Annotated in this window: 17 protein-coding genes; 10 read left to right on the top strand and 7 right to left on the bottom strand. The window is 70.7% G+C overall.

The genetic code is table 11. The features are described from left to right. Positions 1 to 913: ABC transporter permease (locus tag VGS97_RS06565; RefSeq protein WP_326852330.1), on the top strand; the 913-nt coding region annotated here is incomplete at its 5' end. A gap of 152 nt (positions 914 to 1065) precedes the next feature. Further along, a complete protein-coding gene (locus tag VGS97_RS06560; protein WP_326852329.1) occupies positions 1066 to 2058 on the top strand; it encodes an aldo/keto reductase in 993 nt (330 codons plus the stop codon). 73 nt (positions 2059 to 2131) lie between these two features. On the opposite strand, the gene VGS97_RS06555 is transcribed toward VGS97_RS06560, so the two are convergent. Together VGS97_RS06555 and VGS97_RS06550 are read right to left on the bottom strand one after the other, a co-directional pair. Then, positions 2132 to 2803 carry a FadR/GntR family transcriptional regulator gene (locus VGS97_RS06555; RefSeq protein WP_326852328.1) on the bottom strand — a complete coding sequence of 224 codons (672 nt, stop codon included), beginning with the start codon at positions 2801 to 2803 and terminating at the stop codon, positions 2132 to 2134. Between the two features lie 176 nt (positions 2804 to 2979). Further along, entirely contained in the window at positions 2980 to 3705 is a 726-nt protein-coding gene (locus VGS97_RS06550) for a tyrosine-protein phosphatase (protein ID WP_326852327.1), read from the bottom strand. Positions 3706 to 3908: 203 nt separating this feature from the next. Between VGS97_RS06550 and VGS97_RS06545 the strand changes: the two genes are divergently transcribed. Then, positions 3909 to 4424 carry an NUDIX hydrolase gene (locus VGS97_RS06545; RefSeq protein ID WP_349262007.1) on the top strand — a complete coding sequence of 172 codons (516 nt, stop codon included), beginning with the start codon at positions 3909 to 3911 and terminating at the stop codon, positions 4422 to 4424. Positions 4425 to 4449: 25 nt separating this feature from the next. On the opposite strand, the gene VGS97_RS06540 is transcribed toward VGS97_RS06545, so the two are convergent. Beyond that, entirely contained in the window at positions 4450 to 5607 is a 1158-nt protein-coding gene (locus tag VGS97_RS06540) for an acyl-CoA dehydrogenase family protein (protein WP_326852325.1), read from the bottom strand. Positions 5608 to 5748: 141 nt separating this feature from the next. Between VGS97_RS06540 and VGS97_RS06535 the strand changes: the two genes are divergently transcribed. Continuing rightward, positions 5749 to 6378, top strand: a complete 630-nt coding sequence (locus VGS97_RS06535; RefSeq protein ID WP_326852324.1) for a TetR/AcrR family transcriptional regulator — start codon at positions 5749 to 5751, stop codon at positions 6376 to 6378. Positions 6379 to 6388: 10 nt separating this feature from the next. Next, a complete protein-coding gene (locus VGS97_RS06530) occupies positions 6389 to 7750 on the top strand; it encodes an FAD-binding oxidoreductase (protein ID WP_326852323.1) in 1362 nt (453 codons plus the stop codon). A gap of 147 nt (positions 7751 to 7897) precedes the next feature. Here the strand turns inward: VGS97_RS06530 and VGS97_RS06525 are convergent, their stop codons facing one another. Next, positions 7898 to 8650, bottom strand: a complete 753-nt coding sequence (locus VGS97_RS06525; RefSeq protein WP_326852322.1) for a hypothetical protein — start codon at positions 8648 to 8650, stop codon at positions 7898 to 7900. A gap of 111 nt (positions 8651 to 8761) precedes the next feature. On the opposite strand from VGS97_RS06525, the gene VGS97_RS06520 reads away from it, so the two are divergent. Further along, positions 8762 to 9277 (top strand): DinB family protein, encoded by a 516-nt coding sequence (locus VGS97_RS06520; protein WP_326852321.1) that lies wholly within the window; start codon positions 8762 to 8764, stop codon positions 9275 to 9277. A 78-nt stretch (positions 9278 to 9355) separates the two neighbouring features. Then, positions 9356 to 10450 carry a hypothetical protein gene (locus VGS97_RS06515; protein ID WP_326852320.1) on the top strand — a complete coding sequence of 365 codons (1095 nt, stop codon included), beginning with the start codon at positions 9356 to 9358 and terminating at the stop codon, positions 10448 to 10450. 67 nt (positions 10451 to 10517) lie between these two features. On the opposite strand, the gene VGS97_RS06510 is transcribed toward VGS97_RS06515, so the two are convergent. Continuing rightward, the gene (locus VGS97_RS06510; protein ID WP_326852318.1) at positions 10518 to 11210 is read right to left on the bottom strand and encodes a gamma-glutamyl-gamma-aminobutyrate hydrolase family protein; all 693 of its coding nucleotides are present in this window, start codon (positions 11208 to 11210) and stop codon (positions 10518 to 10520) included. 231 nt (positions 11211 to 11441) lie between these two features. Between VGS97_RS06510 and VGS97_RS06505 the strand changes: the two genes are divergently transcribed. Then, positions 11442 to 11993 carry a hypothetical protein gene (locus VGS97_RS06505; protein WP_326852317.1) on the top strand — a complete coding sequence of 184 codons (552 nt, stop codon included), beginning with the start codon at positions 11442 to 11444 and terminating at the stop codon, positions 11991 to 11993. A gap of 57 nt (positions 11994 to 12050) precedes the next feature. Here VGS97_RS06505 and VGS97_RS06500 read toward each other — a convergent pair whose 3' ends face one another. Further along, positions 12051 to 13205 carry an S-adenosylmethionine:tRNA ribosyltransferase-isomerase gene (locus VGS97_RS06500; protein WP_326852316.1) on the bottom strand — a complete coding sequence of 385 codons (1155 nt, stop codon included), beginning with the start codon at positions 13203 to 13205 and terminating at the stop codon, positions 12051 to 12053. Further along, entirely contained in the window at positions 13205 to 13987 is a 783-nt protein-coding gene (locus VGS97_RS06495) for an SDR family oxidoreductase (protein WP_326852315.1), read from the bottom strand. Before VGS97_RS06495 ends, VGS97_RS06500 begins: the two co-directional genes overlap by 1 nt. Before the next feature lie 133 nt (positions 13988 to 14120). On the opposite strand from VGS97_RS06495, the gene VGS97_RS06490 reads away from it, so the two are divergent. Together VGS97_RS06490 and VGS97_RS06485 are read left to right on the top strand one after the other, a co-directional pair. Beyond that, positions 14121 to 15296, top strand: coding sequence for a GAF domain-containing sensor histidine kinase (locus tag VGS97_RS06490; protein ID WP_326852314.1), 1176 nt, complete (start codon positions 14121 to 14123; stop codon positions 15294 to 15296). Positions 15297 to 15357: 61 nt separating this feature from the next. Continuing rightward, positions 15358 to 15981, top strand: a complete 624-nt coding sequence (locus VGS97_RS06485) for a response regulator transcription factor (protein WP_349262006.1) — start codon at positions 15358 to 15360, stop codon at positions 15979 to 15981. The last annotated feature ends 89 nt before the right edge of the window (positions 15982 to 16070 follow it).

Here is a 16070-nt window from a genome sequence, read left to right as displayed (position 1 = left end):
GGGCGCGAGCCAGAGCGCGGCGTTCTTCACCGTGGGCAACCTGGTGTCGGGCGTCGGGCAGCAGGTCTCCGCCCTCGGCGTGACCGTGGTCGGCGAGAGCCTGATCCTGCTGATCGGCGGGATGGACCTGTCGCTGGAGGCCACCTACGGCCTCGCCCCGATGATCGCGGCGTGGCTGATCGTGCCGACGCTCGCCTTCGGCTCCGGCGCGATGCTCAACCGGTATCTCGGCATCTTGATCCTGCTGGCGATCGGCGCGGCGGTCGGCCTGGCCAACGGCCTGCTGATCGTGAAGGCGCGGCTGAACGGCTTCATCGTCACGCTCGGCATGACGGTCCTGCTGGCCGGGGTGCAGAACGGCGTGGTGCACGGCCAGTCGCCGTACGGCCTGCCGAGCGCGTTCGCGTACCTGGGTAGCGCCTTCGTGGGCCAGGTCCCGGTCTCGCTGCTGGTCGCGGGCGCGATATTCGTCGTCACGGGACTGTTCCTGCGATACCACCGGGTCGGCCGGGCGATCTATGCGATCGGCGGCAACCCGGAGGCGGCGCGGGCAGCCGGCATCAAGGTGGACCGGGTGAAGATCGGCGTGTACGTCGCCGGATCGGTGCTCGCCGCGATCGGCGGGCTGATGGAGGCGGGCAAGGTCTCGGCGGTGACCGTGCAGCAGGGCTACCAGGAAGGCATCATCTTCACGGTCTTCGCGGCGGCGGTGATCGGAGGGGTGTCGCTGCGCGGCGGGCGGGGCGGCATGGTCGGCGCGGCCAGCGGCGTGGTACTGCTCGGCCTGGTGCAGAACATCATCGACCTGGCGCAGGTCTCCAACTACTGGCAGCTGGCGATCAGCGGCGCGGTCATCCTGTTCGCCCTGGCCCTGGCCCGAGTGGTCGGTGGCGAGGCGAGCGCCGAGGATTAGCGGAACACGGACCCAGCGCTACAGCGCAGCGGCGAATCAGCGCAGCAGCGGCACCACCAGAATGACTCCCTCGGCGTTTCGGCCGCACCCGGGACGCCGAGGGCGACCCACCCCTACCCGAGCACGCACCGACCAGAGCCGGAGCGATTCCCTTGGACAGCCCCGTTCGCGTCTTCGACCGCCGTCCACTGGGACGCAGCGGCGTCTCGGTCACCGCGCTCTCCCTCGGCGCCGCGCCGCTGGGCAACCTGTTCACGGCGGTGACCGAGCAGGAGACGCTGGCGACGGTCGATGCGGCGTTCGACGTCGGCATCGGTTACATCGACACGGCGCCGCACTATGGCGTCGGCCTGTCGGAGGAGCGGCTCGGCCGCGCCCTGGCGGGCCGCGATCGGGCGACCTACACGCTGTCGACGAAGGTGGGCCGACTACTGCGGCCACAGCGTCCCGGCGAGGACGCGCAGCCGTTGGGCTTCGTGGACACGCCGCCGCGCGTGCGCGAGTGGGACTTCAGCGCGGCCGGCGTGCGGGCCTCGATCGAGAGCTCGCTGACCAGGCTCGGGCTCGACCGGATCGACGTGGTGCTGCTGCACGACCCGGACGATCACGAGCGCGAGGTCTACGAGTCCGCATACGCCGCGCTCGCGCAACTGCGCGGCGAAGGGGTCGTCGGGGCGATCGGCGCGGGGATGGTCCAGTCCGCGATGCTGACCCGCTTCGTGCGCGACCTCGACCTCGACGTGGTGCTGTGCGCCGGGCGGTACACGCTGCTCGACCAGTCGGCGCTCGCCGACCTGCTGCCCGAGTGCGCGCGGCGCGGCACGTCGGTGGTGATCGGCGGCGTGTACAACTCCGGCCTGCTGGCCGACCCGAAGCCGGGCGCGCACTTCGACTACGTCACGGCGTCGGCCGAACTGCTGAGCGCCGCGGAGAAGCTTGGCGGCGTCTGCGCGCGCCACGGCGTGCCGCTCAAGGCGGCGGCGGTGCAGTTCCCGCTGCGGCAACCGGTGGTCGCCAGCGTGCTGGTCGGCTGCCGCAGCGCGGCGGAGGTCCGCGACAACGCGGCCGCGTTCGAGCACCCGATCCCCGAGCAGTTGTGGGCCGAGCTGACCGAATCCGGTCTGGTCGCGCCTGGCTCGGTCTGACGGACGGGGGCGGCTGCGTGCCGAGCAACTGCCTGACGAGCTGATGCAGCGCCCAACGTCCTAACCACTACAGCTACAGCACCGAGGCGAGCCACTGCTCCACGCTCGCGATGTGCACGGTCGCCCACGAGCGCGCCACCTCGGGATCGCGCGCGGCCAGCGCGTCGAGGATCGCCCGGTGCTCGGCCAGCGTGCGCGCCGCCGCGCCCTCCTGGGTCAGGCCGCGCCAGACCCGGGCGCGGGCCGTGGGCGCGGAAAGGGTGTCCAGCAGCGAGTAGAGCACCGAGTTGCCGGAGGCGGCGGTGATCCGCCGGTGGAACTCCAGGTCGCTGGCCACCAGCTTGTCGATCTCCGGCGCCTCGCCGAGCCCGTCGACCAGACCGCGCAGCGCCGCGATCTCATCCTCGGCGATCCGGGTGGCGGCCATGGCGACGGCGGCCGGCTCCAGAATGCGGCGCACCGCCAGGAACTCCAGCACCGTGTTGTCCTGGTGGAAGTCCACGATGAAGTTGAGCGCCTCAAGCAGCAGGCGCGGCTCCAGGCTGGTCACGTAGGTACCGTCGCCCTGGCGCACGTCCAGGATGTTGATGAGTGAGAGCGCCTTCACCGCCTCGCGCAGCGAGTTGCGCGACAGCCCGAGATCCGACGCGAGGTCGGCCTCCTTCGGCAGCCGGTCGCCGGGCCGCAGCGCCCCGGTCACGATCATGCCCTTGATCTTCTCGATCGCCTCGTCGGTGACCGCCACGTGACACTCCCGTCCACCCTGCCGAAGAACGCCGGACGGACCGGCGGTCATCGGAGCTTTCCACCCGGACCAGTATCGCGTCCGAAGACCTCCCTGCACAGCGGCGGGTTCCGGAACGGGGGTGCGTTGCGGAACGCGCGCCCCGCCATCAACACAGCGGCTTCGCACACTGCCCGTCAGTCATCGAGCGGCTCGGTGAGGTTGGTGCGCAGGGCATCCAGTTCGGCGTCGGTCATGCCGTGCATGGCGAGGTAGCCGGGCACGTCGCCGCCGAGCAGGCGCGCGCGTGCCAGCGCGCTTTCGATCAGCGCGGCGCGCACGTGATGGTGCATCAGAAAGCGGTCGCGGGTCCCGTCGCCATCGCCGTCGTCCTCGCTGTCGTCGAGGCCGGGGTCGGGAATGTTGAGCCCGGGGTTGCTGCGTAGAAAGTCCGTGACGATCGCCTCGTCCGTCACGCCGACCGCGCTGAGCGCGAGCGCCACGGTCACGCCGGTGCGGTCCTTGCCGACCGCACAGTGCACGAGCAGCGGCAGCGACTGCGCGTCCGCCATCGCGAGCACAGCTCGGGTGAACTCGGATCCGCACTCCTCGACCATGTGCAGATAGAGGTCCGCCTGATCGGGCGGCACGGGCCGGTTTCCGAGGACGGGGACGAAGTACCGCCGGATCGACGGCGCGCCGAGATCGTACGGCCATTGCACGGTCTCGAACTCGTCCCGCAGGTCGAGCACCGCACCCAGGCCCAGAGCGCGGATCTCCGCCATCCCCTCGGGGCCGAGCCCGCTCGGCGAGTGCGAGCGATACAACGTCTTGAATCTGGTCCGGGCTCCGTTCGAGGTCGGCAGGCCGCCGACGTCCCGGAAGTTCAACAGGCCCGTGATCGCCGTCCCGATTTCACCCACGCGCGCACGGTACAACACCCCGCTTCGCTGTGCGCCGACAGGCCCTCTTCGAACTTGACCGGGGCCGGCGGCGCAGGGTCGGCAGCCGCACAGCGGCGCACAGCGGCGGGCGAGCCCGCAGCCGCCACAAGTTCGAAGAGCCCCGATAAGGTTGGGCCGTGATCGAACAGGTCTCCAGCCGGATCGTCTATCAGAACGCATGGATGTCTCTGCGTGAGGACGAGATCCTCCGCGAGGACGGCAGCGCGGGTATATACGGCGTCATCGACAAGCCCCCGTCCGCGCTCATCGTGCCGTTCGAGCACGACGGGTTCTGGCTGGTCGAGCAGTACCGCTACACGGTCGGCGGCCGGTACTGGGAGTTCCCGCAGGGCACGCTGCCCGACCGGGCCGACGGCGATCCGGTCGCCGTGGCGCGGCACGAACTGGCTCAGGAGACCGGTCTGCGTGCCGGGCGGTTCACGCCGCTCGGCCGCTTCTTTCACGCCTACGGCTTCTCCAGCCAGGCCTGCAACGTGCTGCTGGCCACCGAGCTGAGCCCGGACCCGCAGGCCGCCGCCCCCGACCCGGAAGAGGTCGACCTCGTCACGAAGTGGTTCCCCCGCGACGAGGTCGAGACGATGCTGCGTGACGGGCGCATCACCGACCTGGGCACGATCGGCGCCTACGGCCTGCTGCTGCTCGAAGAACGGCTGAGGGCAGCGCGCTCCGACAACTGACGGCTGGTGAGACCGGCGAGCGCCGCTACAGCCCCAACGACTTGGCGACGATCGTGCGCATGATCTCCGTCGTGCCGCCGTACAGCCGGGCGACGCGGGCGTCGGCGTAGAGGCGCGCGATCGGGTACTCGTTGATGTAACCGTAGCCGCCGTGCAGCTGAAGGCACTTGTCGATGATGCGGCCCGACGCCTCGGTGGTGAAGATCTTGGCCGCCGCGGCGTCCGCCGGGCTCAGCTTCCCCTCGTCGAACAGCTCCACCGCGCGGTCGGTGAACGCCTGCGCGGCCTGGAACTCGGCCTCGCAGTCGGCGAGCACGAACTTGGTGTTCTGGAACGAGGAGATCGACTGGCCGAAGGCCTTGCGCTCCTTGACGTAGTCGACCGCGAAGCGGATCGCGGCGGCCGCCGCGGCGGTCGAGCCGACCACGATCGCCAGCCGCTCCTCGACCAGATTGTGGGTCAGGTACTTGAAGCCCTGCCCCTCCTCGCCGAGCAGGTCCTCGACCGGGACCTTGACGTCCTGGAACGCCAGCTCCGCGGTGTCCGAGGCCTTCAGGCCGATCTTGTCCAGCTTCTTGCCGACCGAGTAGCCCGGCGACTTGGTGTCCACGAACAGGATCGACAGGCCGCCGCGCCGGTCCTCCGGGGTGGACGGCGCAGTGCGCGCGACCACCAGCACCCGGTCGGCCAGCACGCCGCCGGAGATGAACGTCTTGGCCCCGTTGAGGACATAGTGCGCGCCGTCCGCGGACAGCTTCGCGGTGGTGGCGATGCCGGCCAGGTCGGAGCCGGTACCCGGCTCGGTCATCGCCAGCGCGCCCATCATCTCGCCGGAAACGAAGCCGGGCATCCAGCGCCGCTTCTGCTCCTCGGTGGCGAAGGAGAGCAGGTACGGCCGCACCAGGTTGGCGTGGATGCCGAACGCGCCGAAGGTCACGCCCGCGCGGGCGGTCTCCTCGGCGATGACCATGTTGAACTTGTAGCTGCTCTCGCCGGCGCCGCCGTACTCCTCCGGCACGTTGATCCCGAGCAGGCCGAGCTCGCCGAGGCGCAGGTAGAACTCGCGGGGGACGTGGCCCTGCTTCTCCCACTCGGTGTGGTGCGGGACGACCTCGGCTTCGATGAAGTCCCGGATCATCGACCGGAACGCCTCGTGGTCCTCGTTGTAGATGCTACGGAGCACGGGGTTTGCCTCCTCGCGGATACCGTTGAACGACCGTTAAGCTACTCGCCAGTAGCACTACCTGTCCAGCAGTGGCGACCTCTCCGGAAAGCGCGGCGACCTTTCCGGAAGCGACCCGCCCGGAGAAAAAGGAGCGGTCCCATGGCCGGACGCCCAGCCGGGCACCAGGCGCTGCTCGACGCCGCGTCCGCGGAGTTCGCCGGGCGCGGCTACTACGCCACCTCGATCCGGGACATCGCCGCCCGCGCAGGGGTGAGCCTGTCCGCTTTGTATCACTATTACCCGAGCAAGCAGGCACTGCTCGCCGCGCTCCTGCACGAAGGCCTGGACGCCTACTTCGCGATGTGCGGCGAGGCGCTGACCGAGGCCGGGCACGACCCGGCGGCGCGGTTGGCGGCCGTGGTCGGGGCGACCGTGCGATATCGAGCGGAACGGTCGGTGGCCAGCCTGATTCTGATCAACGAGGCCCGCGCGCTGCCCGCGGAGATGGCGGCGGCCTACCGGCAGCGCGAGCGGCAGGCCACGGACCTGTTCCGCTCCGCGATCGACGCAGGCATCGCGACCGGCATCTTCACCACGCCGTATCCGGACGACGCACGTCGCACGGTCATCGCGGCGTGTAACGCCGTCGCGCAGTGGTACCGGCCGGACGGCCCAGTGCCACTCGACGCGTTAGTAGAGCGTTACGTCACCCTGGCGTACACGCTGCTGGGCTATCGGCGCCGCACACCGGTTGCACGGCCCGTTGACACCCTGCGCGTGCGCGAATAGACCCGTAGACATGATCACCGACGATCTCGTAAACGAACTCCAGGCCGGACGGGTCGTCACCGACCCCGATCAGATGTCCGCGTACTGCAACGACGAGCACTCGTATGTGACGCCGGGTCAGCCCTGCGCGGTCGTCGTCGCACGCGAACGTGACGACGTCGTGGCCGCGCTGCGTTGGGCCACTCGGAACCGGGTGCCGGTCATCCCGCGCGGCGCGGGGACGGGGATCGTCGGCGGCACGGCCGCCATCGACGGCTGCCTTGTGCTGTCCGTGGCGAAGATGACGGCGATCCGCGAGCTGTCCGCGCAGGACGAGATCGCGGTCGTCGAGCCCGGTGTGATCAACGCCGAGTTGGACAAGCAGGCGCGCAAGCACGGCCTGATGTACGCGCCGGACCCGTCCAGCTATGAAACCTGCACGATCGGCGGCAATATCGCCACCAACGCCGGCGGCCTGCGGTGCGTGAAGTACGGCGTCACCCGCGAATCGGTGCTCGGCCTTGAGGCGGTGCTCGCCGACGGCACCGTCATCCGCACCGGCCGCCGGACGATCAAAGGCGTCGTCGGATACGACCTGACCAGCCTGCTCGTCGGCTCGGAGGGCACGCTGGCGGTGGTCACCGAGGCGACGCTGCGGCTGCGTCCCGCGCCGAAGCAGCCGCCGGTGACCGTGGCCGCGGAGTTCGCGACGGTACGTCAGGCCGCCGAGGCGGTCTTCGCGATCGTCCGGTCGGCGGTCGGACCGAGCCTGCTGGAACTGATAGACCGCACGACACTCAAGGCGCTCGACGACTGGCGCAACATCGGCCTCGACCCGGCCACCGGGGCGATGCTGCTGGCGCAGGCCGACGGCTCCGACGCCGCTGCGGCGGCTGCGGTGATGGCCGAGTGCTGTGAGGCGGGCGGGGCGTCCGTGGTCGCGGTCTCGGAAGACGAGGCGGAGGCCGCGGAACTGCTCAACGTGCGGCGCGCGGCGTTCAACGCCATCGAGCGCCTCGGCTCCTGCCTGATCGAGGACGTGTGCGTACCGCGTTCGCAGCTGCCTGAGATGTTCGACGCGGTGGCCGGGATCGCCGAGAAGCACGGCGTCACGGTGCCGACGGTCGCCCACGCCGGGGACGGCAACCTGCACCCGGTGTTCGTGTTCGATCGCACGCTGCCGCGGATTCCGGACGAGATCTGGGCGGCGGCCGAGGAGGTGTTCCGCGCGGCGCTCGCCCTCGGCGGCACGCTGACCGGCGAGCACGGCGTCGGCACGCTCAAACGGCACTGGCTCGGCGAGGAACTCGGCGAGCAGACGCTGGCGGCGAACCTCGCGATCAAACGCGCGCTCGACCCGCTCGGGATCCTGAATCCGGGCAAGGCGATCTGAGCGCGCGCTGAACACGCGGCCGGGTACCGGCTTCGACACCGGCGCCCGACCGCGCGACAGTTTTACCTTTGCTGCCTTCACATTTACCGCCGTGCGCGCGTCGTGACGTGGCGTCACCCGGCGCGCACGGCGGCGAGCCTCGTTCTCCTATTCCGCGGCGAAGAACGAGGATGTGGCGGCGTCCGGCAGGGCGGTTTCGCGTCCGCGCCGCCGGGCCTTGCGCAGGGATTCGAGCCCTGCGAGGTCAAGCGTGCGGGACTCGCCCTCGGCGTGCTGCGCACCCGATTCCGCCGAGGGCGAGGCGGCAAGCGCCTCGACCCGGCGGACCGAGTAGCCGATCGCGGCGGTGACCCCCGGCAGCCAGCCGAGTACCGCGCCGAGCAGCCCCATCGTGGCGGCTTGCAGGGCGAGGACGTCCCCGGTGGGCGCGCCGGACGGGACCGGCAGATCGAAGATCCGCAGCCCCGGCGCGACCGCGTGGTCGACCAGCCCTGCGAGCAGGCCGGTCGCCGCCGCGGTCAGCGTGGCCACGCTCCACACACCGAGCACCAGCGAGAGCTTCGCGCGGCGCAGTGCCAGACCACCGGCCAGCAACCGCGCGCCGAGCAGGACCAGCAGCGGCCAGCCGAGGTCCAGTACGAGCCCTGCGATCCAGTACGCGGAGGTCTGCCCGGCGGGCGCCGAGCCGCCGTGCGGACCGACGGTCCAGTGGAAGACGCCGAGCGCGTCCGCGAGCAGCGGGACGCCCCGGCCCACCGGCCGTGCGGCCAGCCCGGAAATGGTCGACCACGTCCAGGGGTTGCCAACGGCGGCGGTGAGCAACAGTACGGCCCCACCGGCGCAGCCGGCGATCCCCCAACGGCGGCGCGGCGAGAGTGTCGACAGGTATGTACGTGCCATGGCAGGCAAGCTTCGTCGCACATATGGATGATTTCAAGACCGGTATCCGTAGCCGACCGGTCACCGATTCGTGACCGGGTAAGGGTCGGCCCGCTCTGCCAGGATGGGTCCATGACGATCACCATGGACTCCACCGACCGCATCGATCCGCCGACCGTCGCCGACGAGCGCACATTGCTGACCGGCTTCCTCGACCACCAGCGCGACACGCTCGCCTGGAAGTGCTCCGGACTGACCGACGAGCAGCTGGCGCTGCGCGCGGTCGAGCCGTCCGGCCTCTCGCTGCTCGGGCTGCTGCGCCACCTGACCGAAGTCGAGCGGGGCTGGTTCGACCACGTCATCGGCGGCGAGGAGTTGACTCGAACGTACTACTCCGAGGACAACCCGGACGGCGACTTCAACGATCTCGGCACGCACTCCCCCGCCGAGGTGTACGAGACCTGGCGGGCCGCCTGCGCCCGCTCGCGCGAGATCGCCGCGGCGCACGAACTCGACTTCGAGGGCTCCCGCCCGCACCGCAAATACGCGCTGCGCTGGGTGCTGATTCACATGATCGAAGAGTACGCACGGCACAACGGCCACGCCGACTTCTTGCGCGAGCGCATCGACGGCGCGACCGGTGAGTGAGCGTTCGAGCACTCTCCGATGGCCCGATTGGGCGGTCTAGTACCCGGGGCGCGCGCACGGCGACTAGGCTAGCCCGACATGGAGATCGAGTCGCTGGCAGCCTTCGACAATCACTTGAAATCAACCGGAGGCAGCCTGGCCGGCTGCCGGCTGCAGGCGATAAATCTGGTCGACCGTGGCTGGGAACTGCGCTCCGCGGACGTCACCGACTCGGTTTTCCTGGGCTGCACGCTGTCCGAATCGGTGGCCGCGGATCTACGGCAGCGCGGCTCGATGGTGTTCCCGCCGGCGCCCAATCTGCCGTTCGACCCTTACCGCAGCACGCTGTACACGGCCGAGGAGCTCTACGACGGCATCGCGCAGAAGCCTTACGAGCAGACCCCTGACGCCCTCGCCTACGCCTGGGAGTCGGGGTCGCGCGACCGTGAGGACGTGCTGGAGATCATGCTGCGCGGGCTGCACGACGATTCGATCAGCGACGCGCTCGGCGAGTTCCTGCCGGGGCGCAGGACGGTGGCCGTGCTCGGCGGGCACGCGGTGCCGCGCGACTCCTCCGGCTACGAGGCGGCCGCCTACCTCGGCAGGACCCTGACACGCTCGGGCTTCACGGTGGCCACCGGCGGCGGGCCGGGCGCGATGGAGGCGGCGAACCTGGGGGCCTATCTCGCCCCGTTCACCGACAGCGCGCTGGACGACGCGGTCAGGACGCTCGGCGCCGTGCGCGGTTTCCAGCCCGACCCGACCGCGTGGATCCGCGCGGCCTTCGCGGTGCGCGCCGCGTTCCCGGCCGAACGCGCCGGAGCGTCGCTGGCCGTGCCGACCTGGTTCTACGGGCACGAGCCGCCCAACGCCTTCGCGAGCGTCATCGCGAAGTACTTCTCCAACGCGGTGCGCGAGGACCGGCTGCTCGACCGCTCCAACGCGGGCATGGTGTTCCTGCCGGGCGCGGCGGGCACCGTGCAGGAGATCTTCCAGGCCACGACGCCCGCGTACTACGCGCCGAAGAGCGCGACACCGCGGCGGCTGATCCTCGTCGGAATCAACCACTGGACGAACACGCTGCCCGCGTGGCCGCTGCTGCGCGCGCTGGCCTACTCGCGGCCGATGGCGACCAATATCCACTTGGTGGACACCGCGGCGGAAGCGGGCATGCTGCTCACGCGCGCGCACTGACGCCGCCGCGACTCGCCGGCACCCTCGCGGTCGCTCTCCCGCCTTCTGTTCTCTCGCGCGCCGCCACCTAGCCGGTGGCTTTGACCAGCGCGGTGAACAACGCCGGATCGTCGCGTACCTCGGGATGCCACTGCACGCCGATCAGGAACTTGCGGTGCGGGACCCACAGGGCCTCGATCGTCCCGTCCTGCGCCCACGCGCTGGCCACCAGGCCGTTGCCGAGCCGGTCGATCGCCTGATGGTGGTGGCAGGGCACGTCCACACTCGCGCCGAGCACCGAGCCGGGCAGCATGTTCGTGTCCAGGCGGACCCGCACGGTCCCGTAGACCCCCGGCGCCGGCCGGTGCCGCTCGCCGCCGGCGAGGTCGGGCAGGTGCTGGTGCAGCGTGCCGCCGAGGACGACGTTGATCAGCTGCATGCCGCGGCAGACGCCGAGCACCGGCAGCTCGGCTTGCAGCGCCGCCATCAGCAGCGCGACCTCCCAGGTGTCCCGGTCGGCCTGCGAGCGCTCGGCGAAGGGGTCCGGGGCCGCGCCGTAGCGCACCGGCTCGATGTCCGGGCCGCCGGCCAGGATGAGCCCGTCGAGCCGGGACACCACCGCGGCCGCCGCGTCGTCCGCGCCGATCGGCAGCAACACGGGAGCCCCGCCCGCCGATGTCACATGATCCGCATACGCATGCGGTAGCAGCGCGGCGGGAGTGTGCCACACTCCCCAGGCTGCATGGGTCCGGTAGGCCGTCAGGCCAATCAGAGGCCGCATATCCCTCATCATGCCCATGCGCGCCGGTCTTATCCCGCCCTTGTTCCCACCTTTTCCCGATTACGACCGGTCCGGCCGGAAGCCGACCGCCTCGGGCGGACCTGTGCCGCAATCGCCCGCGGGCGCCGTCGAGCGGCCATGCGGCGGCCACGGGCTGGACTTTGGCCGACCCGCCTCCTGGACTGGTGTGCGAACGCATAGACTGTCCAGCTCAAGGAGGGAGCCACCAGCGTGGAAGCCGAAGACGGCGAATCGGCCGAGCGCGGTCGAACCGCAGCGTATACAACCGAATCGGACGGTGCCCAGCCGGACACCGAGGGCCGCAGCTCGCAGGACCGCATCTCGCTGTTCGCGCCCAGGGACGACGATGCGGAGCCGGACGCGGGCGCGGACACGGACCCCGATTCCGCGGACGAGACCGAAGCCGAGACCGGTCCAGACGCGGCCGACCGCCGAGCACGGCCGGAGATCAGCGGCGGCATCGGCTGCACTGCGCTGCTGCTCCCGCTGGTAGCCGTGGCCGGCGCGGTGCTCACCTTCTTCGCCGGAGTCCTGTCCACCGCGACCGGCTGCGCGCCGAACGGCTCGGCGCTGTGCTCGTCGAACGGGCCGTGGTACGCCTTCGCGCTGCCGGTGTTCGTCTCCCCGCTGGTTGCGGCCGCCGCGGCGATCGGAGCGGTGACCGTGCGCCGCCACCGCTCCACCTGGCTGGCCGTGGGCTACGCGGTGGTGTTCATCAGCGTCATCGTCGGGCTGGCCACGGCCTCGACCGGTTCCAGCTAGTCCCGGCTGGTCATGACGGCGATGGCCGCCCCACTGGGGAACCAGTACACAGTCGTATCAATCAGTCTTCAGCAAAAGGTTAATATCGCCGAACTCGTGCCACAGGTAGTGCTCGCGGATCGCCTCGGCGTAGCAGAGATCGAGCAGTGGTCGCCCGGCTACGGCTTCAAGCATCAGCAGGTGTGAGGCACGCGGCTCGTGCCAACCGGTGAGCAGTCCGTCCACGGCGTGCACGCCGCGCTGCGGGGTGATGACCAGGTCAGTCCAGCCATCAGCCGCGTGTACCTCGCCGCTGCGGCCGACCGCTGACTCCAGCGCGCGTACGACGGTGGTACCGACCGCGATGACCCGGCCGCCGGACGCGCGCACCTGGTTGACCAGACGCGCCGTGCTCTGCGGTACGCCGTAGCGCTCGGCGTAAGGCGCCTCATGCGCTTCGGGCGAAGCTACGCCGGTGTGCAGCGTGATCGGGGCGATCAGGATGCCCCGCGCAACGAGCGCGGTCACCAGTTCCGGCGTGAAGGGACGCGCAGCGCTCGGCATTTCGCTGCTGCCGGGCTCGACCGCGAAAACGGTCTGATACGCCGACAACGGCCAGTCACGGTCCACGTACGAGTAGCGGATCGGCTTGCCGTAACGCATCAAATACTGCGTCATCGTCATCGTCTCCGGGAACCGGAAGCGCGCGTACCACAGCCGTCGGGTGAATCCGTAGGTTAACTCCACCACGGCACCACCCGGCAGGGTGACGACCAGCCCCGGGCGAGCCGGAGACTCGTCGGCTCGGAACGGGGCTGTCGTGCCCTGCCGCCGACTGCGCAGTTCGACCAGGTGCTCCCCTCCAGCATCCGGCTCCGCGTTCGACACGTGTAGCGCCACCTGCGTGCCGTCCGACAGCGTGGCGTCGAGCGCTGCCGGGAGCGTGGCTGAGTTGTTGACCACCAGCAGATCCCCCGGCCGCAGTACCTGCGGCAGGTCGGCGGCCGTGTGATGGGAAAACCGCAGCCCGGCGCGTCGTCCGACGAGCATCCGCACCTGATCCCGGCGCACGCCGCGCGCCTCGGGCGGCTCGTGCGCGGACAACTCGTCGGGAACGGCGAAGTCGAAACCTGCGGCAGTGGATTCAGCAATGGATCCAGCAGCGGATTCGCCAGCGGATCCAGCAGTCGGTTCAGCAGCGGGTTCGGTCCCGAACGCCAGTGTCAGGGTCATCAGACGCTCGCCTTCACCAGCAGGTCCGCCGCGCGGTACCGCCCGGAGGCGGGCCACTCGCGCAGCAGCGCGCGGAAGGCGGGGACCACGGTCTCCGGCAGCGGCCGGTCGGAGATGTCCTCGCCGGGGAACGCCTCTTGGTGCATACGTGTGCGCATATCGCCCGGGTCGACAGCCCAGACCCGCAGGTCGGGCTCCTCCACGGCGAGGATCGCGGAGGCGTGGTCGAGCGCTGCCTTGCTCGCTCCGTAGCCGCCCCAGCCCGGGTAGGCCTCGACGGCGGCATCGGAGGACACGTTGATGATCGCGCCGCCGACCTGCCGCAGTTGCGGCAGCACCAGCTGGGTCAGCGCGATCGGCCCGAGAACGTTGACCGCGAAGGTCTCCAGCAGGCCGGGCAGCGGGAACCCTCCGAGCGCCGGCAGCGCGGCGCCGGCCAGGTCGTAGCCGGTCAGCGTCGAGGCGTTGTTGATCAGTAGGGCGGTACCGCCGAGCTGCGCCGCGGCGTCGGCGAGGTCGGCTCGGTGATCGTCGTCCACGACGCTGCCGGCCAGCGCCGCGACCTCGGTGAGCGTGGACAGCTGCGCGGCGGCCTCGTCGAGCTCGGCGGCGCCGCGCGCCGTGATGACCAGCTTCCAGCCGTCCCGGGCCAGTGCGCCGGCCAGTTCCCGGCCCAGACCACGCGAGGCGCCGGTGATGATCGCGACCGGCTTGCGGCTCCCGTCGCCGAGAGGCGTCTTGTGCAGCGGTGTCAGTGTCGTCTCGTACTTCGAAGTGGTCATGGCTCGACTCTCGCGCCGGGCGGCCTGCGCGCGGATCGGTCCGGCGACCGGACCCCGCTCGTCCATCGGTCCTAGGACCTCAGGCGGAGCAGCGACCGATCTGCGGACGCGTGCAGCGCGCTACGGTGGAAGCGTGTCCACCACCGCCGACCGGTCGCAGGCCCTGGCCACGCTGCACGAGCTGAGCCAGGCGGTGCTGACGATCAGCCGGCACCTGGACACCGGCGAGGCGCTGCGGCGGATCGTGCGCACCGCCCGCGAGCTGGTGGGGGCCGAGTACGCGGCGCTCGGCGTGCCGGACGGCGCCGGGTCCTTCGCCCGCTTCCTGGTCGAGGGGGTCAGCGACGAGCAGTGGGCCGCTATCGGGCCGCTGCCGCGCCAGCACGGCATGCTCTCGGTGATGCTGCACGACCCGAACCCGCAGCGGCTCGACGACATCACCGCCGACCCGCGTTTCGGCTGGTGGCCCAAGGCGCACCCGAGACTGACCGCGTTCCTCGGCGTGCCGATCCGGGACTGCGACGAGATCCTCGGCGCACTGTTCTTGGGCAACACCAGCCCGCCCGGGGAGAGCGGCGGGTTCACCGAGCAGGACGAGGAACTGCTCACCGTGCTCGCGGCGCACGCGGCCATCGCACTGACGCACGCGCGCCTCTACGAGCGGGAACGCGAGCTCGCGATCGTGGCGGAACGCACGAGACTGGCCCGCGAGCTGCACGACGCGGTGGCGCAGAAGCTGTTCGCGCTGCGTCTGACCGCCGAGGCAGCAGGTGGCCTCGTGGAGGCCGATCCACAGCGCGTGCGTTCGCACCTGAGGCAGATCTCCGCGCTGGCCGGGGAGGCGGCCGAGGAACTGCGCGCGGCGGTCAGTGAGCTGCGACCGGCGGAGCTGGACGAGGACGGCCTCGCGCAGGCGATGCGCAAGCAGATCGACGTGATCGACCGCGCACACCAGACGAGCGGCGGACCACGCGTCACCTTCCACGAGAAGCCCATCAGCGCCCTGCCGCCACTGCACGAACAGGTGGTGCTGCGCGTCGCGCAGGAGGCTCTGCACAACGCCCTGCGACACGCGGAGGCGAAGCACATCGAGCTGTCGCTCGGCCCGCTACCGCGCGGCGGCACGGTACTGACAGTCGTGGACGACGGGCTCGGTTTCGACGTGCAGTCCGGCTCCGCGGAGCGGGGGCTCGGGCTGGTGTCGATGCGTGAACGGGCTGATTCGGTCGGCGGACGCGTGCAGGTGACCTCCGTGCCGGGTCAGGGCACGACGGTACGGTTGGAGGTGCCCGGTGGACGGCCAGCGTGATCCGGCCTCCGTCGGCGCCGGAGCGACTGGCAGCCCCGGCACGTCCCGCACCTCCGGCAAGATCAGCGTCCTGATCGCCGACGATCATCCGATGGTGCGCCAGGGTCTGCGCGTCTTCCTGGAGGTGCAGCCGGACATCGAGGTGGTCGGCGAGGCGGGGGACGGCGCCGAGGCCGCCCGGCTGGCGCAGGAGTTGCGCCCCGACGTGGTGCTGCTGGACCTGGTGATGCCCGGCACGGACGGCGTGGCGGCGATCGAGCTGATGGCCGAGGCGGCCGTGGAAAGCAGGGTACTGATCGTGACCAGCTTCGGCGAGCAGCGGACCGTGGTCCCCGCGATCCGGGCCGGCGCGCGCGGCTACGTGTCCAAGGAAGTCGAGCCCTCGGCGCTGGCGGCCGCGATCCGCGCGGTGGCCGTCGGGCACGTGCTGCTGAGCCAGGATGTGGCGGCCGCACTGCTCACCGCGGACAAGGGGCGGGCAGCCGGCAACGGCGCCGATCCGCAGCTGACGGCACGCGAGCGTGAGGTGCTGGACCTCATCGCGCGCGGCCGCTCCAACCGCGAGATCGCCAGAGCCCTGACGCTCTCGGAGAAGACGGTGAAGACGCACGTCTCCAGCGTGCTGATGAAGCTGGGCGTGGCCGACCGGACGCAGGCCGCGCTGTGGGCGGTCCGGCATGCCTGAAAGCGGAACGCCGCAGGGCCCCACAGAACCGGAACCGGAATCGGATCCGAAGCCGGAATCGGATCCGCAACGCCCCGCGTCGGGCTCGG

It is taken from the genome of Actinocrinis sp., from assembly GCF_035946395.1.
Lineage (GTDB): Bacteria > Actinomycetota > Actinomycetes > Streptomycetales > Catenulisporaceae > Actinocrinis.
Note: the sequence above shows the minus strand (reverse complement) of the source record. Positions and strands in the feature narration are given on the sequence as shown.